This window comes from Bacillus sp. AFS077874, assembly GCF_002566505.1.
In the GTDB taxonomy this organism is placed as follows: domain Bacteria; phylum Bacillota; class Bacilli; order Bacillales; family Bacillaceae_G; genus Gottfriedia.
Map to the genome: position 1 here is coordinate 42,759 of NZ_NUYF01000013.1, position 21,560 is coordinate 64,318.

General features: G+C 32.0%; 17 protein-coding genes and 1 pseudogene. 3 read left to right on the forward strand and 15 right to left on the reverse strand.

Annotated features, from left to right (window positions below; genetic code table 11):
- Positions 1–36: 36 nt before the first annotated feature.
- The 3 genes from pdaA to COJ46_RS24530 all read right to left on the reverse strand — a co-directional run bounded on the left by pdaA (position 37) and on the right by COJ46_RS24530 (position 3,114).
- Positions 37–846: a delta-lactam-biosynthetic de-N-acetylase gene (gene pdaA / locus COJ46_RS15535; protein WP_420488143.1), complete on the reverse strand. Its 810-nt coding sequence runs from the start codon at positions 844–846 to the stop codon at positions 37–39.
- A 396-nt stretch (positions 847–1,242) separates the two neighbouring features.
- Positions 1,243–2,766 carry a fumarate hydratase gene (locus COJ46_RS15540; protein WP_098566058.1) on the reverse strand — a complete coding sequence of 508 codons (1,524 nt, stop codon included), beginning with the start codon at positions 2,764–2,766 and terminating at the stop codon, positions 1,243–1,245.
- 180 nt (positions 2,767–2,946) lie between these two features.
- Positions 2,947–3,114 carry an SE1561 family protein gene (locus tag COJ46_RS24530; RefSeq protein ID WP_097973332.1) on the reverse strand — a complete coding sequence of 56 codons (168 nt, stop codon included), beginning with the start codon at positions 3,112–3,114 and terminating at the stop codon, positions 2,947–2,949.
- Between the two features lie 198 nt (positions 3,115–3,312).
- Here COJ46_RS24530 and yfkAB point away from each other — a divergent pair, with 198 nt between their 5' ends.
- Positions 3,313–4,440, forward strand: coding sequence for a radical SAM/CxCxxxxC motif protein YfkAB (gene yfkAB / locus COJ46_RS15550; protein WP_097973330.1), 1,128 nt, complete (start codon positions 3,313–3,315; stop codon positions 4,438–4,440).
- A 116-nt stretch (positions 4,441–4,556) separates the two neighbouring features.
- Here yfkAB and COJ46_RS15555 read toward each other — a convergent pair whose 3' ends face one another.
- The 3 genes from COJ46_RS15555 to cax form a co-directional block, all read right to left on the reverse strand.
- Positions 4,557–5,360 carry a YfkD famly protein gene (locus tag COJ46_RS15555; protein WP_097973328.1) on the reverse strand — a complete coding sequence of 268 codons (804 nt, stop codon included), beginning with the start codon at positions 5,358–5,360 and terminating at the stop codon, positions 4,557–4,559.
- Between the two features lie 91 nt (positions 5,361–5,451).
- Positions 5,452–6,060, reverse strand: a complete 609-nt coding sequence (locus COJ46_RS15560) for a YczE/YyaS/YitT family protein (RefSeq protein ID WP_335448446.1) — start codon at positions 6,058–6,060, stop codon at positions 5,452–5,454.
- A 21-nt stretch (positions 6,061–6,081) separates the two neighbouring features.
- The gene (gene cax / locus COJ46_RS15565) at positions 6,082–7,140 is read right to left on the reverse strand and encodes a calcium/proton exchanger (protein ID WP_098566059.1); all 1,059 of its coding nucleotides are present in this window, start codon (positions 7,138–7,140) and stop codon (positions 6,082–6,084) included.
- A gap of 257 nt (positions 7,141–7,397) precedes the next feature.
- Between cax and COJ46_RS15570 the strand changes: the two genes are divergently transcribed.
- The gene (locus tag COJ46_RS15570) at positions 7,398–7,808 is read left to right on the forward strand and encodes a pyridoxamine 5'-phosphate oxidase family protein (RefSeq protein ID WP_098566060.1); all 411 of its coding nucleotides are present in this window, start codon (positions 7,398–7,400) and stop codon (positions 7,806–7,808) included.
- A gap of 576 nt (positions 7,809–8,384) precedes the next feature.
- Here COJ46_RS15570 and COJ46_RS15575 read toward each other — a convergent pair.
- The 9 genes and pseudogenes from COJ46_RS15575 to COJ46_RS15615 all read right to left on the reverse strand — a co-directional run bounded on the left by COJ46_RS15575 (position 8,385) and on the right by COJ46_RS15615 (position 20,101).
- A complete protein-coding gene (locus COJ46_RS15575; protein ID WP_097973325.1) occupies positions 8,385–8,900 on the reverse strand; it encodes a VanZ family protein in 516 nt (171 codons plus the stop codon).
- 13 nt (positions 8,901–8,913) lie between these two features.
- The gene (gene galU, locus COJ46_RS15580) at positions 8,914–9,804 is read right to left on the reverse strand and encodes a UTP--glucose-1-phosphate uridylyltransferase GalU (protein ID WP_097973323.1); all 891 of its coding nucleotides are present in this window, start codon (positions 9,802–9,804) and stop codon (positions 8,914–8,916) included.
- Between the two features lie 162 nt (positions 9,805–9,966).
- A pseudogene (gene tagH / locus COJ46_RS15585) lies at positions 9,967–10,731 on the reverse strand (teichoic acids export ABC transporter ATP-binding subunit TagH); the annotation flags it as partial.
- Between the two features lie 12 nt (positions 10,732–10,743).
- The gene (locus tag COJ46_RS15590; protein ID WP_097973322.1) at positions 10,744–11,556 is read right to left on the reverse strand and encodes an ABC transporter permease; all 813 of its coding nucleotides are present in this window, start codon (positions 11,554–11,556) and stop codon (positions 10,744–10,746) included.
- Positions 11,553–12,839: a nucleotide sugar dehydrogenase gene (locus tag COJ46_RS15595; protein ID WP_098566061.1), complete on the reverse strand. Its 1,287-nt coding sequence runs from the start codon at positions 12,837–12,839 to the stop codon at positions 11,553–11,555. The genes COJ46_RS15590 and COJ46_RS15595 overlap by 4 nt, the downstream gene beginning before the upstream one ends.
- Positions 12,840–13,081: 242 nt before the next feature.
- A complete protein-coding gene (locus tag COJ46_RS15600; protein ID WP_098566062.1) occupies positions 13,082–14,659 on the reverse strand; it encodes a glycosyltransferase in 1,578 nt (525 codons plus the stop codon).
- 34 nt (positions 14,660–14,693) lie between these two features.
- The gene (locus COJ46_RS15605) at positions 14,694–16,022 is read right to left on the reverse strand and encodes a glycosyltransferase (protein ID WP_098566063.1); all 1,329 of its coding nucleotides are present in this window, start codon (positions 16,020–16,022) and stop codon (positions 14,694–14,696) included.
- Positions 16,015–17,115, reverse strand: a complete 1,101-nt coding sequence (locus COJ46_RS15610; protein WP_483295510.1) for a glycosyltransferase family 4 protein — start codon at positions 17,113–17,115, stop codon at positions 16,015–16,017. The genes COJ46_RS15605 and COJ46_RS15610 overlap by 8 nt, the downstream gene beginning before the upstream one ends.
- Positions 17,116–17,410: 295 nt before the next feature.
- A complete protein-coding gene (locus tag COJ46_RS15615) occupies positions 17,411–20,101 on the reverse strand; it encodes a CDP-glycerol glycerophosphotransferase family protein (protein WP_098566065.1) in 2,691 nt (896 codons plus the stop codon).
- Positions 20,102–20,591: 490 nt separating this feature from the next.
- On the opposite strand from COJ46_RS15615, the gene COJ46_RS15620 reads away from it, so the two are divergent.
- Positions 20,592–21,518 (forward strand): NAD-dependent epimerase/dehydratase family protein, encoded by a 927-nt coding sequence (locus COJ46_RS15620; RefSeq protein WP_098566066.1) that lies wholly within the window; start codon positions 20,592–20,594, stop codon positions 21,516–21,518.
- Positions 21,519–21,560: the final 42 nt, after the last annotated feature.

Below are 21,560 nucleotides of genomic sequence, written 5' to 3' on the forward strand. Positions count from 1 at the left end.
TAAAGCAGTTCATAAAACTACTTAATCATTAGCTTTTTATTTTTTAGGTAGATAAAAGCTCGGATCAAATCCGCTTCTCTCCATCATTAAGTCATCTAAACTTTTAAATTGATACCCTCGTTTATGTAAGCCAGTAATAATTGCATCCATCGCTTCTGCATTATCCTTCGATACAGTATGCATTAATATAACTGCTCCAGGATGAATCATTTTCATCACATTATCATAAGCATATTTCCAACCTCTTTGTTGATCAACCTTCCAATCAACATATGCCAATGACCAGAAAATATTTTCATATCCCTGCTTATTAACTAGTTTCAATGTACGTTCGCTAAAAACACCTCTGGCAGGTCTGAAATATTTCATTTCTGATTTGCCGGTCAATTCCTGGTATGCCATTTTAACTTGTTCTAATTCCTCAATAATCTTTTGATCACCAATCGTTGTCATATCAGGATGACTCCACGAATGATTTCCGACTATATGCCCCTCATTAACCATTCGTTTCACTAATTCAGGATTTTCCTTAATATAATGCCCGGTTATAAAAAAGGTCCCATGAACACCATGCTTCTTTAAAACATCCAAAAACTTAGGTGTAAAGCCATTTTCATAACCATTGTCAAAAGTTAAATAAACATCTTTTTTTGTAGTATCTCCTAAATAAACTGAACCTGTATTTGATAATAATTTATTAAGTTTTTCACCAGCATCAGGTGGAGTCTCATTTTTCGCAGGAACAATCCCCCAGCCGTGTGGCGCATTACTATAAGCAAATGTTGTACTAGGAAATACTAAGAAGAAAGTAAGAATATATACAATAATTTTTTTCAACTCATTCACCTCACTTAAAAATAGTATCTGTAAATAAATTAGAAATATGAAAAGAATTCATGTATTTTTGATATAAAACTAAATTTTTCTAACCAGGATTTTTGATGAAAAGGAGATGCGGATTGGTTTTTTGGTTTGACCATTAATTTGCCCTAAAATTAGACTTTTTCTTCATGATTTAACTACTTATTTGCACTCTTGACGGGGCTTATTTGCAGTTTTCGTATTTTTAATTGCAGATATGTATTTTTTATTTGCACTATCCACAATTTTATTTGCAGTTCTCATTCCGGTATTTGCACTTACCATGTTTTATTTGCAGCTCTGTTCGAATAGCTGCAATTCTCTTCACAAAACAAAAAAAAGCAATGCCAAAAAAATGACATTGCCCTTAAAACCCAATTATTAAAATACCTTCTCAGCCATAGTAGCCAATTTCTCAAGTGAACTCTTATCTACATCTTTATGCAATGAATTACCATGAGAATCCATTGTTACAACTGCTTTGAAGTCTTCAACTTGTAAGTGCCACATAGCTTCAGGAATACCAAACTCTAGGTAGTTTACGTCTTTTACTTCTTTAATACATTGTGAGTAGTATTGTGCTGCTCCACCAATTGCATTTAAATAAACACCGCCGTGTTCTTCTAGAGCTTTTAATGTTTTTGCACCCATTCCGCCTTTACCGATTACAGCGCGAATGCCGAATTTTTTCATGATGTCGCCTTGGTATGGCTCCTCACGAATACTTGTTGTTGGACCAGCTGCTTTAATGTGATATTTGCCTTCTTCATCTTTTAATACTACAGGTCCACAGTGGTAAATAATTTGTCCATTTAAATCGACTGGGCAATCATGATCTTTTAAATGATGGTGGATTGCGTCGCGTCCAGTGTACATCATGCCACTAATTGAAACTACATCTCCAACTTTTAAATCACGGATTTGTTCTTCTGTAATTGGAGCTACTAATTTTACTTCGCGTGGTGCTTCTGTCGTTTCATCAGTTTCATTTGTAAAACTAATTTCTTCGCCTTCGCGGTATAGCCATTCTGAAATATTACCAGTTTCAGGATTGATTTTCATTCCTAAACGGCGGAATGCCCAGCAGTTATATGCTACTGATACGAAGAAGCTCGCAGGTAGACGGTTCATTACACCGATTTTACAGCCAAGTAGAGTTGTTTCTCCACCAAAGCCCATTGTTCCTACGCCAAGCTTGTTCGCATTTTCCAAAATGTAATCTTCCATTGCTTTAAGCTCTGGAATTGAATTTTCATCATCAGATAAACGGAATAATTGATCCTTTGCTAGCTCATAACCGCTAGTACGGTCGCCACCAATACCAACTCCGATGAAGCCTGCGCTACAGCCTTGTCCTTGTGCTTGGTATACGCTGTGTAAAATACATTTACGGATACCGTCTAAATCACGACCTGCTTTTCCAAGTCCTTCAAGTTCGCATGGTAAGCTGTATTGAATGTTTTTATTTTCACATCCGCCACCTTTTAAGATTAGGCGAATATCGATATAGTCACTCTCATGTTGCTCAAATTTAACAACTGGAGTACCTGGTCCTAAGTTATTTCCGCTGTTTTTACCAAATAAAGAATCTACAGAGTTAGAACGAAGCTTACCATCTTTTGTAGCTTGTTCAATTGCAGCATAAATTGCTTCTTTTATCACAAGTTGGTTAACCCCAACAGGTGTTTTCACTTTAAAAGTTGGCATACCCGTATCTTGGCAAATTGGAGAAACATCGCCTTCAGCCATCATAATATTGTTTGTAATCGTTTCCAATGCGATGGCGCTTCTTGTACCTGCAGTTTCACTTGCTTTAGCTTGTCTGATTGCTTTACGTACGTCTTTTGGTAGATTTGTTGATGTTTCGACAATTAATTGATAAATACTTTCCTGTATGTGTTGCATTCATGCTCCCCCTTAAAACCCTTTATAAAAATACTGAATGTTCCCCTCTTCATTATAATACAATTTTTAATAAACGGAATAAAAAAAGCCCTTCAGAATTAGTTTCTGATTTGGGCAAATATTTAGCTACTTTTATTGTTAACAATTACGATCTAATAAAAAAAGCCCATTACAATGGACTCAATCTAGGCGATTTACTTCACGACATTTACTTTCTAAGTCATCTAGAACTGATAATAATTGATCTAGCTCTTCTAAGCTTACTTCTTCAGCTTCTAATGATTCGATTGTTTCCATTACTGAATTAAAACGTTCTTTAATATAGGATAATTGTTCTGTGTTTGACATGAAATGATCGTCCTTTCTAATACAATTGCTACTTATATTATACCCTTATTCTCCTATATATCGTAAACTTTCGACATTTTTTTAAATTTTAGGAAGTTATTCCTATACAAGGTTTCACTTTCTTTCTTATAATAGTTGAGGAAAATTAAATTAGTCTAATACTTATGGGTACAGTTTTGTACCTAAAGGAGTAATCACATGAAAAAATTATTACAACAAATAACACCTACATATGATCCTTGGGAAGCATATTTAGATGTTGAAGAATATGGTAAGAACATGCTTACAAATGTAGAGTTTACGACTACAACGATTTGTAATATGCGCTGTGAGCATTGTGCTGTCGGATATACTTTACAACCTAAGGATCCAAATCCACTACCTATTGAGCTAGTATTAAATCGCTTAGAAGAGATTGAGAAGCTTCGTTGTATTAGTATCACTGGTGGAGAACCGATGCTTTCAAATAAAATGTTGAACGGATACGTTGTGCCTTTATTGAAGTATGCACATGAACGTGGCGTACGTACTCAAATTAATTCAAATCTAACATTAGATTTTGAAAGATACGAAAAAATAATTCCTTATTTAGACGTACTACATATCTCTCATAACTGGGGAACTGTTGATGAATTTGTAGAAGCAGGATTTGCGATGATGGAACGTAAGCCGACATATGCGCAGCGTGCTAAATTATTCGAAAACATGATTGAAAATAGCCGAAGACTTGCTGATGCTGGAGTTATGGTTTCCGCTGAAACAATGTTAAACAAACGTACTCTTCCATACTTAGAAAAAATCCATCGTCAAATTATAGACGAAATGAAATGTCAGAGGCACGAAGTTCACCCTATGTATGCCAGCGATTTCGCTAGTACATTAGAAGTCCTGACAAAATCAGAGCTACGCGAAGCAATTTCAACTTTACTTGACGTACGTGATGAAAATATTTGGATGTTATTTGGTACTCTGCCATTTTATCCATGTAGTGATGATCAAAACGATTTAGACATCATTCAGAGATTATATAATAGTAAAAATGTAACATTACGAAATGACCCTGATGGTCGTTCTCGCTTAAATGTAAATGTATTTGATGGTAGCATCATCGTTACTGACTTTGGTGATGTACCTCATCTAGGAAATATTCAAACCCATACATTACAAGAAGCATATGATACTTGGACATTATCAAAAACTGCAAATGAACTAAGCTGTCATTGTCCAGCAGTTAAATGCTTAGGTCCAAATATTCTTGTAAAAAACAGCTATTATCCTGAAACTGATTTTTCGAATAAAAGTACTAAGATTTTAAAGGGAAATTAAACACTTAAAAAAGAGCATGTCATATTTATGGCATGTTTTTTTGTACAAAAATAGCTAAGTGTTTGTTCAAAAACAAAAAACCACAAGGAAAATGATTTACCTTGTGGATTTCTCTATTATCTAGGGTGTGGTGAAGCGAAATAACCAAACGAAACATAATCCTGAACAGGAATCCATGCACCTACACCTTGTGATACTATATTTTTAACTTGTAGGCTTCTTTTATTACCTTTTAAGATTAAGTACACTTCTCCAAATGTAACTTTTCCTTTTTCATTAACTGCAGGAGCATAAGCATATAAATAGCCGAGTTGCTTGGGTGGTACATTATATACTCTCTCGTTTTTAGTTCCAGCTCCAACCACTGTTTGGAATGCAAGTGGAAGAGTTGTTTTCTCTGATGCATCGTGCATCATTAAATTAATCACATCATCCGCATTCCTTACTTTAGCAGTTAATCCACCTTTAACAATCTGTTGCGAATTTTGGTAGTATTTCATTCGTCTGTACGCTTTTTCTCCTCTATTATCCAAAAAGTTTGTATTAATTTTTTTATATTGCCAATTGATTGTTGTCTCGTTTGATTCGTAATTTAAAGGAAAAACCCCTAAGAAAATTTTCGCATTATAGCCTACTGCAAATGGTGCTTTGCTGACAGAGGATTCATTAAACATACGAATTAGATTTGGATTCTCAATTTTTACATTTGACGAATCTAATAACTGCTTAGCTAATCCCCCTGGTTGAAGTTCCGGCAGGTCTTGAGTTGGATTAGGGTAAGTATTCTCTTTTGTCACATTTGCAGCCGAACGTGGGACTTTAATATCTGAATTAGCTGCAAAAGTTGTTTGTCCATTATTTAAGGAAATAATTAAAATAGCTATATTAACAAGAACCAATGGCTTAAACCATTTAGACATATTCATGCCCCTTTCACAAATAAGGAAATTATTACTCTTAGCATGAACAATTTATTTAAATATATGTATTCCTTAAAATGAAAAATTTTTACTATGAAGTCAGCTTAATATATAGTTTCTCGATAGGACCTCTTAATTTCTGTAAAATAGGTCCAATACTGAATGTAATTAAGACGGTTCCGATTCCAATTGGACCTTTTAGAAGAAATGCCAATACTAAAGCAAACACTTCACCGATCGTTTTTGCCACTCCTAAACTTACCCCGAACCGTTTGTTTAGCGAGATCATTAAATCATCTATTGGACTTAACGGAAACTTCGCTTGCAAATAAATCGCAATACCTATAGTCATACTTAAAATAGCTAGTACTAATTGAATATATCTAGTGACCATATTTGAATCAAATAAATGCTCCGACTCTACAGTTAGCCAAAAATCAAGAAATCGTCCAATTAAAATAAACGTAATCGCAGCAAGCCAATCCGGTCTTTTCTTTTGTAAAAAAGCATTTACAAACAATAGTATTGATGAGTTAATGATAATCCAATTTCCAACAGATAAGCCAAAGGTTTTCGACTCACCAACAGCTAATGCATCCCATGCACTAGCTCCTAGTCCAGCTTTAATCGCTAAACTAATTCCTAAAGTTAAAAATAGTAATCCAATTAAATAAAATAGAATTCTTATTATTATTTTCAAGTATTACCACCTTCAATTTTTTTATAGTAAGTAGAAACCAATCCCCATAATCAAATAAGCAGCCAATAAGGTTAACCCTTCAAACCAGTTTGTATCTCCGTCATTCATAATCGCAATTGTTAAAAATACAGAAGTAATCATCGAAATTAATTCCGGCATGGAAAATATTAGTGGCATTCTTTCCCCAATAAACAATGAACAAATCACTAACACTGGCGCTACGAACATAGCAATTTGTAATGATGAACCAACAGCAATTTCTACCGAAACCCCTACTTTATTTTTATATGCCATCACAATTGCAGAAGCATGTTCAGCCGCGTTACCAACGATTGCAACAACGATTATACCGATAAATAATTCAGTCCAGCCAAACTTATCACCCACTGTCGTAAACGTGTGAACTAGCTTCTCTGAAACATATCCAACTGCTACAGTAGCTAACGCTAAAATAATCATGGCTTTCCCTGTTTTCCACTCAGCCTCTTCATGCTCTTCTACGATCTCTTGATTTTTAGCTACGTACACCCCACGATGTGTAACTAATTTGAAGTAAAGTGCAGCTAAGTATAAAACCATTAAAACAATCGAAACGCCTACACTAAGTGTCATTTTATCATTTGCAGTCATTTTAACTGAAAAAATCTCAGGAATGACAAAGGCTAGTACCACTGCAAAAATCAACAAGCCTGAATTATGTCTTGCATCGTAAACATTAAAGCTTTGACGTTTATATTTTAATCCACCAATAAAAAAGGATAGTCCACCTACAAGAAGTAAATTTCCTATTACAGAACCTGTTAATGATGCTAATACTACTTCCGATAAACCATTTTGCAATGCAAAAATCGCGATAATTAACTCTACCGCATTCCCGAATGTTGCATTTAAAAGTCCCCCAATTCTCGGGCCAGCTGCAATCGCTAAACTTTCAGTAGCTCTTCCCATAATGCCAGCTAATGCAATAATCGTTAAACAGTAAATGATAAATAATAAAATCTCGCTCCAATGCATTAAGCCCCCAATTACCGATAATGGTACACCGATAAATGTAACAATAAAAAATAAACGATGAGCCATAATTACCTCCTAAATAAAATTCCTTATAAATATCATATGCAAAAGACTTAAAAAAATAGGTTTAAATGTAAAACAATTAACAAACACTTAAAGTGTTGATGGCAAAGTTCATCAATCACTTGGATAAGAGTTTCGATTATACCTATATTGCTCAAAGGATTATGACCTCGAGAACTAGAATTACTTATGTTGGAGATTCGGTTGGTAGAATAGATTTCTACCTTCCCTTCTTCTGAACTAGGAGGGAGTTAATAAAAATGATTCAAGAAAATATTATGAATGCGCTTAAGGCGAAACAATTAGGTCTATTTACGACCATTCGTGAAGACTTTCCGCATAGTTGTTATATGGTATTTTTCTTTAAAGGCCTAACACCTTATATCGCTACAAATAAGAATTCACAAAAAGTAGAAGATATAAAAAATAATCCAAACGTACATATACTACTTGGTCATGATGGTGACCGATTAGATGATAACTTTGTAGAGATGTTTGCAAGAGCTGAAGTAATTGAAAATGCAGGTCCTGAGGAGAAAGTATGGACTGAGGAATTGTCTAGATGGCTTGAAGGTCCCGAGGATCCTAATTATGTATTGATTCAAATGAATCCGGTTAAGATCGGTTATGTAGAGAAAGCAGGTACAGAGCCTACTTTTATAAAGCTTTGAAAAATGAAATCTTATCTAATTGAATTTAGGTAAGATTTTTTTGGTGAATAAAGAACTCAAATTTTCGTAAAAGGAGTATAGTGATGTTGATTTCCACTACGGTATGCTCGCTTTCCATGGGGCGGGATTCTTTAGCCTCCTCGGCAAGCCTGCGCTCTCAGCCTTCCCGCTTATCCCATAGGAGTCGAGCATCCCTTTAGTTCCAATCAACTTATTCATCAAAATAAGTCTGCATAAAAAAACTACTTTAATATCCTTTACTTAGAGTAATAATAGATCATTGACTAGCTTTTATTTCAAGTAAGTCTAACAATAACTTATAAACTAATCATTTGAAATTTTCTTCTAAAAATTAGACCTTAATATTTTAAATTCCGAAACTATAAACAATTACTAGAGATTGTTTATAATAAAATTTCTTAAACATACAAATATTTAAAATCATTTTTTAATCATCAATAATGTTCACTTAACTTACGTCTTGTCTATTGACGTTAATATTTCACACTTTGGAAATGGTTCGTCTTTATAACTTCTTTCTATCGTTATTATCTCATACAAAAAAAATCCATTCGATTAAACTCGAATGGATTTTTGAACTTTTGCTTTAAGCTTCTTACTTATTAATAAAAATATAGATGCTCCTATTAGTGCTCCGATTGAATCGATTACTACGTCTTGAACTAACGGAGTTCGGTTTGCAGTGAAGGATTGGTGAAATTCATCAGAAGCTGCATAAAGGATTGAAAAAAATATGCCTACTAAAAAGGCTCTGTTCACATAAAGCTTTGCTAATCTTGTAGCAAAAAAGGCAAGTAAAAGATAGATTGAAAAATGGGATAGTTTACGAATAAAGAACTCTGTAAATCCTGCCACTCCAAGCTCTTTTATACTTACTTCATGTCCAGCGTAGTTAAAGTGGACAAAGGTAAAATGCTTCATTAAATCATATAAAAATGTAATGTGGCTTATTTCTGGTCTTATATCTTGTTTTTCATACGGTGTTGCTGATGAATAAAAGATAATGCCGGCTATAAGGATCACAGGTATCCAGTATTTAATAAATGTTTTAAAAGAAATAGATTTTTTCATTCTAATTGATCTATTAGCCTAATTCATTAACTTTTTGCTTTAAAAAGTCTAATAAGTCATCTCTTAAATCCTCACGTTGAAGTGCAAAATCGATCGATGTTGTAATAAATCCTAATTTTTCACCAACATCGTAGCGCTTACCTTCAAAGTCGTATGCAAATACTCGTTGAATTTTATTCAGCTTTTGAATTGCGTCTGTTAATTGGATTTCACCACCAGCTCCAACTTCTTGCTCTTCTAGGAATTCAAAAATTTCAGGAGTTAATAAATAACGTCCCATAATTGCTAAGTTTGATGGTTGAGTTCCTTTTGCTGGTTTTTCAACAAAATTGCGTACTTGGTAACGTCGTCCATCTTTTTCAACTGGGTCAACAATACCATAACGATACGCTTCATCTTCAGGAACTTCTTGCACACCGATCACTGATGAATGAGTTAACTCGTACTGCTGAATTAATTGTTCAACACCTGGTACTTCTGCTTGAATAATATCATCACCAAGTAGTACAGCAAATGGCTCATCTCCAATAAATTTACGAGCGCACCATACAGCATGTCCTAATCCTCTTGGCTCTTTTTGTCTAATATAATGAATCTCTACTTTTGAAGACTCTTGTACTCTTTCAAGTATGTCATATTTCTTTTTTTCTAATAGATTTTGTTCTAATTCGAATGAAATATCAAAATGGTCCTCGATTGCACGTTTACCTTTACCAGTTACGATAATAATGTCTTCAATTCCTGCTTCAATTGCTTCTTCAATAATATATTGAATTGTCGGTTTGTCTACGATTGGTAACATTTCTTTTGGCATTGCTTTTGTAGCCGGTAAGAAACGAGTACCTAATCCCGCTGCTGGGATAATGGCTTTACGTACTTTTTTTACTTTGTTATTATTTTCCACAATAATCACCTAATATTTTTTATAGTCTATATTAATAAAGATTAAGCTTTTAATCATCACTCAACTGAATAATAAAGTATTTCACATATATAATGCAAGGAAACCTAAGCTTTTTCAAACTTAGGTGTCCCATAAACTATTTAATTAATTATAATGCATATTTTTTTCACGATCTTTTGTACGTTCTTCAGTAGATAATTTATTGTACTCAGTAAGGAACTTTTGATAGTTATCGCATACAGGACTAATGTCTCCATACTCTACCACTTTTCCGTAATGAATCCATAATCCTTTTGTACAAAAATCCCTTACTTGACCTAATGAGTGACTAATAAAGAATATTGTTTTTCCTTGTTCTTTAAAATCATTCATTTTATCTAAGCAACGTTTTGTAAATGTTGGGTCACCAACAGATAATGCTTCGTCAATTACCATAATGTCTGGATCAATATTAACGGAAATTGCGAATCCTAATCTTGATCTCATACCGCTTGAATAGGATTTAACTGGTTGGTTAATAAACTTACCAATTTCAGCAAACTCAATAATATCAGGCGTAATTTTTTCAATTTGTTTTACCGTAAGACCCATCATTAAACCTTTAAGTCTAATATTTTCTAAACCAGTTAGTCGATTATCTAAACCAGCTTGAATGGCAATTAGTGAAGCAACACCATTTACTTCTACTTCACCTTCATTTGGCATTGTCACACCCGCAATTAAGTTTGACATGGTACTTTTACCAGATCCATTTAATCCAATGATCCCTACGATTTCACCTTGTTCAACCTCGAAGGATACATCTTTAAGGGCATGAAAGAATTCGCCACCTTTACCGCCAAAGAATAAATCCTTTAGCTTGTCGGTCGGCTTACTATACATTTTAAACTTTTTTGTAACATTTTTAAAAATAACTTTTTTTGTCATTGTGTTCACCTTCTATAGGAAATCAACAAATTGCTTTCTGAACTTGATATGGAAAATAGAGCCAATTGTAAAGATGATTATTAACACTGCCCAAAAATAAACTGTATATTTTGAGAAGATAATATCAGAATGACCATATAAAAGAGCTCCACGATAACCTTCTACAATATAATAAAAAGGATTTAATTTCATTATAAAAAATAAAATTTTTGATGCACCAGAACCTCTAGATGGCTCCCACAGAATAGGAGTTAAATACAAGAGCATTCTAGTAAAGGACTGAATAAAAAGATGAATATCCCTAATCATTGTTGAAAGTGTAGAAGTAAATAGCCCTAATACAATATTAAATATTAAGCCTGCAATCATAAAATAAATCAGAGCAATAATATTCATTTGATCAAAACCTTGACTGATAACAACCCCAATAAATAGTACTCCCATCATAAATACATGGGTATTAAATCTTGAAAGTACCACATAAGTAGGAATGATACTTAATGGGAAATTCATTTTTGAAACGGTCCCAATACGATTGAAAATAGAACTTGATCCCTGCATGATTGAGTTACTAATAAAGAACCAAGGAATAAGTCCACAAAGCATCCAAATTAGAAATGGAATACCATTAACTGGAGCTCCGCCTCGTATACCTGTACCGAAAGTTATCCAATATACTGCAATTTGAAATAGTGGGTTTAAGAAAACCCAGATAACGCCAAGTTGGCTATCAGCATACTCTTTACGCGTCTCATATGACGATAATCGGAATATGAGTGATAGATTATTAATCTGTTCTTGCAAAACTGTTTTTATACTATTCATAGATTTACCACATTCTCTTTAATTACTTTATTTATATTACCATAGTTTACAAAATTCATTTTTGAACTATTTGAAGAATTAACACAGTTTTTAGTATCAAAAACGATTGGGTTTTTCATTAAAGGTGCTAATTCATCATAATTCATGTTTTTGAATTCATTATGATCAGTTAGTACTAAAATTAAATGAGCATCTTTTACTGCATCTTCTGCAGATAGAAGTGTAAATGTTTCTGTACTAGCAACGTGTGGATCATGAGCTGCTACAGTAATGCCTTCATTTTTTAATAGTTCAATGATATCCATTGCTGGACTTTCGCGCATATCATCAACATTACCTTTATACGTTACACCGAAAGCAGCAACTTTCGGATGGTCAACATTTCCAATAATTTTCTTAACATTCTCAACAACATAGCTAGGCATAGATGAATTTGTTTCACGAGAAAGATTGATTATTTTAGCAAGATCAGGTGCTTTTGCCACAATAAAGTAAGGGTCTACTGCTAAACAATGCCCTCCAACCCCTGGACCAGGTGAATGTATATTAACTCGTGGGTGTTTATTTGCCATTTCAATTACATCTAGTACATTGATATCAAGCGTATTACATACTTTTGTCAGTTCATTTGCTAGTGCGATATTAACATCACGGAATGTGTTTTCCATTAACTTAGACATTTCCGCAGTTTTTGCATCAGTACGAATAATTTCACCTTGTACGAAAGTACTATATACTTTTGCTCCTGCTTCAGAACATTGAGGTGTAATTCCACCAACAATACGATTATTATATATTAATTCGTGCATAATTTGACCAGGTAATACTCGTTCTGGACAATGTACTAAAAATAAATCTTCTCCAACTGTAAAACCTGATGCTTCTACTAATGGTTTTACAAAGTCATCCATACTACGTGGAGCAATTGTTGATTCTACAATTAATACATTTCCTTTTTGTAAATAAGGAATCGTCGATTTAACTGCACTTAATACGTAAGTTAAATCACAAGATTTATGCTCATCATCATTATTTGGTGTTGGTACTGCGATAATAAACGCATCAGCAGCTTCAGGTGTTAAAGAAGCTTTAAATAAACCTTTAGACACTACATCTTTCACTACATCTGCTAATCCTGGTTCTTCAATATGAATTTCCCCTGCATTAAGCTTATCAACAACACTTTGATGTATATCTACACCAACTACTTCTACCCCATGTTTCGCGAACATTGCTGATGTTGGTAAACCAATATATCCTAGACCAATTGTACAAATTTTCATTTAGATTACCTCTTTCAATAAAATCACTTAATTTGTATTAATTACATTAATGCTATTTTATAATTTTTTTCTAAAATAGATATACACCGTAACAATAATAATACAATAAATTAATATTTTCAGTATTACCCAAATACGAAATATAATATAAATTTTACAATTTTATATCCACTTAATAAAACTTTTATAAAATCTTTAATACAAATTATTTGGTCCCTATCATTTAAATAGATTTTATATCTTTATACAAATCTTTTCGTAAAATTTTTAAGCTTATTACCTAAAAATTTAATTCTACCTCTCGTACTTACTTCTTTAATAGATAAAGTTAACTCATGATTTACATAAACAGGTGTAATTTGTTGTTTTCCTATAATTGACGACTTTAAGTGTCCCCTATCGCTTTTAAAAATTTGAAGATCAGTCTGATAGAATAAACCTTCGACTTGCGTCTTAAATGAGACTTTCCAATCACCTGATGACAAATACGATAGAATCGGAATCGCTACTGTATTAAAATCAACGTATTTGTATTGTTTGGAATGCGTTTCTTTCCGTTCATTCGTTGCATGATCTACTAATTTAACGTTGATTATTTCTCTACTTTTGTTATTGGTAAAAACCATTTCCATACTTTTAATCGCTGATGGGCTATTCGCATAATAAATGGAACCACCAATTGTAAAGATTCCTTTTTCTAAACTAATATTTTTGATAGTTTGACCAATAAGAAAAGTATTTTTCGATGAATCAACAGCATAATCTGGAAAATGCTCTAACAAGTATTTATGATACTCACTATTCATTCTTATTTGGTCTTTTGGGACTTCACTATTTGTTAATACATTTAAAAACTTCAAAAAGCCATCTTTGTTTTCATCTAATATTAATTGAAGTAATAACAAATCCCGATTTTTTAAATTTGTAAAAAACTCTTTATTGTTAATTGTGTTAATAAAATCAACACAAATATTATATAAAGAAAATTGTTCTTCTTTACTTAATTTAGAAGCCTTCATATAAATTGAATCAAAAAAGAATCTAAATTGTCTATTTTCTATTGTTTTTATTTCTTGCATTAACTCTAATTCATTATAAAGATTAGTTAGTTCTTTTTGGGTTTTTAATAATTGTTCGAAAAAGCTAAGACTTACTTTTTTTACTAAACTACTATCTAAATCATTTACCCGATATTGAATCATGTCAATATCCTTCACAACTGTTTTATTCGAAAGCAATAAGCTTTTCTCTGTAAAGAGTAAATCTTCGCCTATTCTTAATGATTCATCAAATTGAATATTTTTTTGTAAAATAAACTCTCTTTTATAAAGTTTATTCCAAACAGCAGGTGTAAAATGTAGTTCGCTATTTTTTCTTACATGTCTAATGGAAGGTAGATTCTTCTTAAATACCTTCCCCATATATGCTAGGCGCCACTTTTTCAAATCATTAAAGCAAATAAAATTTCCGATTGCTGTATCAGCATCATTTTCATTTGCTATTGCCAGTAATTTTTCATAAGCACCTTTAATTGCCAGGTCATCACTATCTAGAAAAGTAATGTACTTTCCAGTTGCTTCTTGGATTCCCGTATTTCTAGCAGCACTAGGTCCGCTATTTTTTTGAGAAATGAGTTTGACATTAGAGTGTCTTTCAGTAAAGTTTCTACTTATTTCTAAACTACCATCTGTCGAACCATCATCTACTATAATCAACTCTAAATTATTCATTCGTTGATTTATTACTGATTCAATTGTATCTTTAATAAACATTTCGTTATTAAAATTAATTAAGATTACGCTTAGACTGTAAACTGTCATTAAATTACACCCCGTATTAGGAAGTAAATAGTTTTTATCCTACATTAGTCGCTAGCTTTTGACCATTTAATACTTTGTCATATATATCGATAAAAATCTTTTTCTCATTATTCCAATTGTAATGGTGACGTGCTTCTAAACAATTAACACTCATTTTATCTCTTTTTTCTGGGTGATCTAAAAGATAGTTTACACCTTCAGCAATTGAATCGACTTCATGTGAATCAACGCATACACCGACATATTCTTTTTCTACAACCTTTTGGATCTCAGGGAAGCTACATGCTACAACTGGAACACCGCTCATCATATATTCAAACAACTTATTTGATGATGCAGAGTAATGATTGAAATTAATATTATTTAAAACTTGAAAACCAAGATAAGCGTTTCGAGTATAATTTAAAAGCTCGTCTACTGGTACTTTATCGATAAATTTCACTCGATTTTCTAAATTCATTTTATCTACTAAATCTAAAAGCACAGGCTTAATTTTACCGTCTCCGATAAATACAACTGTCCCACGTTTAAACTGAGGAGTAGCCTTAACGATTAGCTCTAAGCCACGACCCTTTTGAATCCCACCTTGATACAACAAAATAGGTTCATTTGGATCTAATCCAAGTACTTCATGTAAATTGATTGCTTTTTTTTCTTCAGGCTTTGATACGAACGGATAGTTATGGATCACTTCAGGTAAATCAATATGATATAAATCTTGAGTGTATTTCGCACGAGTATAATTTTCATGAATCATAATATCGATGTAACGTATTAAAAACTTTTCAATCTTACCAAAGATTGGATTTTCATAGCCAGATCGACTAGATTGTACTTCATGTGAATCATACACTAATTTACTACGATGGAACACTTTAGCACACAAAATACCTTGTGGTAATGTATTTAAATCATTTGCATGGTATATATCATATTTCTTTTTACTCCCATGGTAAATCATTTGAAGAATATTATAACCCCTCGTTAAAATCACTCTTACATAACGATTCCCAAATAATATAATAACGGCTGCAATAATAATCGTTGCAATAATGTTAACAAATAACCCAGCAACTAATAAGATTGCTGCAAGTAATTTTGTCATTATATTTGATTTAAAGAAAATGTTGAGCTTTGCACAAAAGTTGATTAAATGATAGATTCCAAATGGTAAACGATTATTTACACGAATGACATTAAAACCTTCTTCATATCTTTCTCTCTTCGGTAATGTATCCGAATCATCATGCAATGCAATTAAATCTACATCATAACCTACTTCAGCTAATGCTGAACACTCACGTAATACACGCGCATCATTTGTAAAGTGGTTAAACACAAATGCACAAACTTTCTTATTCATGGATTTCCTCCATCACTTGAATTAACACATTAATATTCGTTTTCCATCTTAAATTTTTATAAGCATAATTGTATCCATTCTCACCAAGCGTTTTTCTCGATGCTGGATTATTAGCTAATTCAATTATTTTTTCATACAATTCCTGTACTGATCCCTCTTTGAGAACAATACCACAATTTGCACTTTCAATAATTTCACCTGCATAACCTGATACATTTGCAATAATAGGTTTCTTTACGCTCATATAATCGATGATTTTTCCAGGTAATACCGTTTTAAAAACTTCCTGTTCAACTAGACTGACATACGCAATATCAGATTCTGATACGATTTTAAGTGTATCATTACGAGACTTAGCAGTGTGTAATGTTACGTTTTCTAACTGTTTATCTTCAATATATTTTTTTACTTCATTTGTATTTTTACCGTACCCTACAATCGTAAAAAATATATTTGGATTTTCCTTGAACATTTCAGCAACACTTAACAGTTTGTTCAAATCTTGAGCAAATCCTAAGTTACCTGTATACGTCACTTCAATTTTTTGGCTATCGTCATTACTCGGAACTTCAATTGATAGTTCTTCTTCTGAAAGTGAGTTTGGAACGAACTTGATTTTGTCAGCAGGAACATTTTTATTTGTCATATAGTTTATAAAGCTACGACTATTAACAATGATTCTTGTTGCTTTTTTATATAATAGTTTTTCTACTTTATATGCCGTAGATAGGATTAATTTATTGGAGAACACTTTAACACCTACTAAGGATTCTGGCCATAAATCCCTAATATCTAATATTAAAGGTGCTTTTAATCTCCATTTTGCTATTAATCCAGCAATACCAACGAAAATTGGTGGTGACGTTACAAAAATATAATCGAATTCCTTTTTATATTTAAAAATAGCTCCTATAAAACGGAACATAACTTCTAAGTATAAATAAAGTCTCTTAATGATACTTGTAGAATGAGTTTTAATTGATGTATCAACTCGAACAATATCATCTTCATCGATTAGTTTTTCATTCCAGAATCGCTTATTTTCATAAAGCTCGCGGCTTGGATATCTAGGGTGTAAAGTAAGTACCTTCACATCGTAATTTTTTTCTTTTAATTCTAGATAAATATTTTTTAATCGATTTGCAGCACTCCCAATTTCAGGATAGAAGTGTTGAGTAATTAATAAAATTTTCTTTTTGTTAGCTGTAATATTAATACACCTCCTAAACAGTAATATTACACTCGGAAACTACAAAACAAGAGGTATTGTAACATAATTAGACCTATAATTCCATTAAATGCCCATAGTATTCATGTTACAGTTTGACAAACTCTGTCGATAAAAGAGAGACTGTCCAATTTGAACAGTCCCTCCTTGACCACATTGATTACTTTAAACCATCCTCGATTTCCATTATTTCATCAAAAACCCTTTGAGAATTATTTCGATCTGTATAAGCATAGAAAGAATCAACACGTTCTTTGTATTTGTCTTCCATTTCACATTGATTAGCCATATATGAAATAAATTTATCCACTAACACATCGTGATTGTCGATAATATCCCCAAAGCCCATCGTCTCAAAGTTAAAATAACCTTTTTCAAAATGATAGTAATCATATTGATAGTAGATTACTGGTTTTTTCTGATATGCAAAATCAAAAGCAACAGAAGAATAATCTGTCAGTAAGATACTCGATTCATTGAATAGTTTTTGATAGCTTGTGTTATAGTCAGCAAATTGAACATAATCGTTTTTATCAAAATCTCTGTTTTGAATTTGAATTTCTGGATGTGGGAAAAAGATAATTTTGTAATTATTCTTTTTCGCAAAATCGATTAACTTCGGATCATTAATTAAATCATTGTAACGCTTAAAATACTCAGATTTTTTGAATGCTTCGTTATAAGGTCTAACCCCTAAAGCCTGGTTTTTTCTTAGAACTAGATTCTGTCTCCAAGTAGGCATGATTAAAATTTGTTTTTGGTCATTATTAACTAGACCATCATATCTTGGAAAACCAGTTAATCTTATATTTTCACTTGTATAGCTATAGTCACCTTCAATTAAAGATTGAGCTTCCAGGTGAGCGGAAGTAAACATTTTACGAATGTTTTTATTAAATCTATTTAACCAATGTGTTAAGTTGGCCATAGTAATACCATGTTGTAAGAAAATATAATCAAACGTCATCAAATCTCGATAATAAATCTCCGCTTTAAAGAAAGGATTCGTTACCCATTGGTCTGCATGGGACGAAATAACTTTTGACGCTCTTAACATCAAGAATTTATGCTTATATGAACCATAAGGAACAACATTTCCTACTTTTGAAATTCTTTCAAAATCAGGTGCGTCTTTTTTGATGACATAATAATTTTTAATTGATTTTTGCTGAGAATTAGCAAATTTAAATAATCGTTCTGCATTATCATCTGCTTTATCTTGTCGATCCATAAATAACCAGACAGGTTTTGACTCTAGCTTTCTCAATGTCTTTGCGACAAGTCGCGTAATGATTGCCTTTTTCGCATGAACTGAACCAAGTTTCCATAAACCACGCATAAACTTAAGTTCGTTTATAAGCTTTTTGGCACCACTTTTTTTCGTTACCTTTATATGATGCGTTCTGCAAGAGTAGATATATTTTTCTTTTGCTGAATAAGAACCTCTAATTCTTTTTGAAAGACCTGTAAATTTATTCACATTATAATTTACTTGAACTTGTACTCCATCAACTTCTACAAAAAATTCGATTTTAAAATCATCTGGAAGTTTAGAGAAAGGAATTGAAATTTTGAATCCCTTATATTTTTTAATAATTTCATCTAAACTTTTATATTGATTAACCGTACGATCTACATCTTCGCCTACATAATCAACACCATTGACCTTAGCGATAATTTTACATTCTTCACGATCAAATAACGATCCAAAGAAGCCTTCAATCATAAGGTTTGAATTCTTTTCTTCAATAAATTCGATTGTAACTTTGTTTTTAGATAGCTTAGTAACTAAGTACTCGTCACGATATAATCCTATATCTTGACCTTGCTCTAGTTCTTCGATCGTTTTTGTAAAAACTTCTTTTAAAGGTGTATTGTGTTTAAGACTTAGTGCAAAATGTAAATAGAACTGACTAATTTTTTTCGTTTTTAAAATTACTTCGTCGTCGATATAAGTTAAAATTTCTTTTATCTTATTTTTAAATTTAATATAATCTTCATCACTTAATGGAGAATCTGCTTGGCTTTTAATAGAAAACTTCCATTTTAAATCATGCATGATGATGTATTGAATATACTCAGGTAATTCACCTACTTGTTCAATACTTTTATGAATAAGATCTAAACTAAACGTATCTAATGAATGGATAAACCAGTCATTTTTCATAGCATTTTGCATTGCCGAAGTGCCGTCATTTCTTAAACGGTAGTTGTAACTAGCATTTTTTAAAACACCATATTTATTTTTCTCTAAAATAACATGGCTTACTAACTTACAATCCTCACCAATTCTACAATTACGATCAAATTGATATTTCTTCATTAAATCACTTTTAATAAAAGCTGAAGCTGCGTGAGTTAATAATAGATTTGGTTGTTCAATGATATCAATCACTCGAGTTCTACCAAATTTATTGTTTAATGTGTGATTACCCGTTCTAGCCTCAAAGAATTTAATTGGAATCGCAACAAGATCAATCTCTTCTTCGTGCTCTTCAAAGAATGTATACACATTTAACAATGTATCAATTGAAATCGTATCGTCTGGATCAAGAAACTGAACATATTTTCCTTTTATATAATCAATTCCATAATTTCTAGCGCTACTTACTCCGCCGTTTGGCTTCTTTAAATATTGAATATTTTTAGGATATCTATTTTGATAATCTATACAAATTTTTTCGCTATCATCTGGACTTTCATCGTTAACTAAAATAAGTTGTATATTTTCTTCAAAACCTATTGTTTGGTTTATTACACTATCAATAGCCTCTACAAGAAATTTTTCAACATTATAAATTGGCATAATGATTGAAAATAGATAATCATGACTTTTATCAATAGAATTCATTTAGTACTGCACTCCTATATTTGTTTAAATTTAATTCGCAATATGATTTTCATATTCTGTTTTACTCATCAATTGCCAAATTATTATATCATACTGTATAAAAGAACGATTCATTATTCTAATGATTGTTTTGTTTTGCCAGTATAAGGCTTTCATTAAAAGAGCGAATTGTAATATTATTATTTTTTCAAAAAATCTAGTTTATCATACCATTTTTAAAATGAACATTAAATTAATAACCATTTTTGTTTTCTTGTCACAAATATTTCTGTAAAAGTAGGAAACAATAAATAACATTTTAACCTTTTGATGGTGTAGTTTTTTTGTCTAACCACTACTCTATATGCCCTATCTCAATAGATGAATATGGATATTTTTATTTATTTTTGATAGACTAAAAATGATTAATTATGTTTACAATCTACTACCATTGTTTTCCTAAGTTAATTTACATATATTGATAAACTAGAAATCAAAAGGAGAAATAAGTATGAAAAAGGTATTAGTTACTGGTGGGGCCGGTTTCATTGGTTCTAATTTAGTAAAAGCATATATAAATGAAGGTTATAAAGTAGTTGTCGTTGATAACTTATCTACAGGTTCTATAGATAATATTCCATCAGATGTAACTTTTTATGAAGAGGATATTAGAAGTAATAACTTTTCTGAAATCGTTCTAAAAGAGCAACCAGATATTATTAATCATCATGCTGCACAAATTGATGTACAATTCTCTGTTAAAAATCCAATGGAAGATGCTAGCATCAATATTTTAGGAACAATCAATGTACTTGAATCAGCTCGTCTATTAAAACAAGTAAAGGATGTAACGCTTGTGTACGCTTCATCTGCAGCTGTATACGGAGAACCTCACTATCTTGGTGTAGATGAAAAGCATCCAATTCAACCACTGTCACCTTATGGTGCTTCTAAGTTTTCTCCTGAATTTTATTTTGATATGTATCATAAACTACACAACATTCAATATACTGTATTCCGCTATGCAAATGTATATGGCATTGGTCAAGATCCGAAAGGTGAAGGCGGAGTTGTTAGTATTTTAGTGGATTGCATAACATCTAATTCATTATTTACTATTTTTGGAGATGGTGAGCAAACTCGTGACTTTATATTTGTAGATGATATTGTTGCGGCTAATCTTCTTGCAAGTAAAAATCCAGTCAATACGATTTGTAACGTATCGACAAATACACAAACATCCTTAATTGATTTATTAAAAATTTCAGAGGAAGTTATTAATACTAAAATTGAAATGGTATTTGCAGAAGAAAGATCTGGAGATATTAAACACAGTTATTTAAACAACGAAAAAACAATTCAATTATTAAACTGGAAACCAAGTAATACACTTAAAGAAGGTTTAGATAAAACAATTCAATATTACAAAACACGCTAAATAAAGAAAGCTGATTTTTGATTCATTTCAAAATCAGCTTTT

What these genes read in the sequence shown, in the direction of transcription:
- COJ46_RS24530 (WP_097973332.1), bottom strand. Translation starts at nt 3,114, where the DNA reads ATGTCAAACACAGAACAATTATCCTATATTAAAGAACGTTTTAATTCA.
- COJ46_RS15615 (WP_098566065.1), bottom strand. Translation starts at nt 20,101, where the DNA reads ATGAATTCTATTGATAAAAGTCATGATTATCTATTTTCAATCATTATG.
- COJ46_RS15555 (WP_097973328.1), bottom strand. Translation starts at nt 5,360, where the DNA reads ATGTCTAAATGGTTTAAGCCATTGGTTCTTGTTAATATAGCTATTTTA.
- cax (WP_098566059.1), bottom strand. Translation starts at nt 7,140, where the DNA reads ATGGCTCATCGTTTATTTTTTATTGTTACATTTATCGGTGTACCATTA.
- COJ46_RS15540 (WP_098566058.1), bottom strand. Translation starts at nt 2,766, where the DNA reads ATGCAACACATACAGGAAAGTATTTATCAATTAATTGTCGAAACATCA.
- COJ46_RS15575 (WP_097973325.1), bottom strand. Translation starts at nt 8,900, where the DNA reads ATGAAAAAATCTATTTCTTTTAAAACATTTATTAAATACTGGATACCT.
- COJ46_RS15590 (WP_097973322.1), bottom strand. Translation starts at nt 11,556, where the DNA reads ATGAATAGTATAAAAACAGTTTTGCAAGAACAGATTAATAATCTATCA.
- COJ46_RS15570 (WP_098566060.1), top strand. Translation starts at nt 7,398, where the DNA reads ATGATTCAAGAAAATATTATGAATGCGCTTAAGGCGAAACAATTAGGT.
- COJ46_RS15620 (WP_098566066.1), top strand. Translation starts at nt 20,592, where the DNA reads ATGAAAAAGGTATTAGTTACTGGTGGGGCCGGTTTCATTGGTTCTAAT.
- COJ46_RS15600 (WP_098566062.1), bottom strand. Translation starts at nt 14,659, where the DNA reads ATGACAGTTTACAGTCTAAGCGTAATCTTAATTAATTTTAATAACGAA.
- COJ46_RS15605 (WP_098566063.1), bottom strand. Translation starts at nt 16,022, where the DNA reads ATGAATAAGAAAGTTTGTGCATTTGTGTTTAACCACTTTACAAATGAT.
- yfkAB (WP_097973330.1), top strand. Translation starts at nt 3,313, where the DNA reads ATGAAAAAATTATTACAACAAATAACACCTACATATGATCCTTGGGAA.
- COJ46_RS15595 (WP_098566061.1), bottom strand. Translation starts at nt 12,839, where the DNA reads ATGAAAATTTGTACAATTGGTCTAGGATATATTGGTTTACCAACATCA.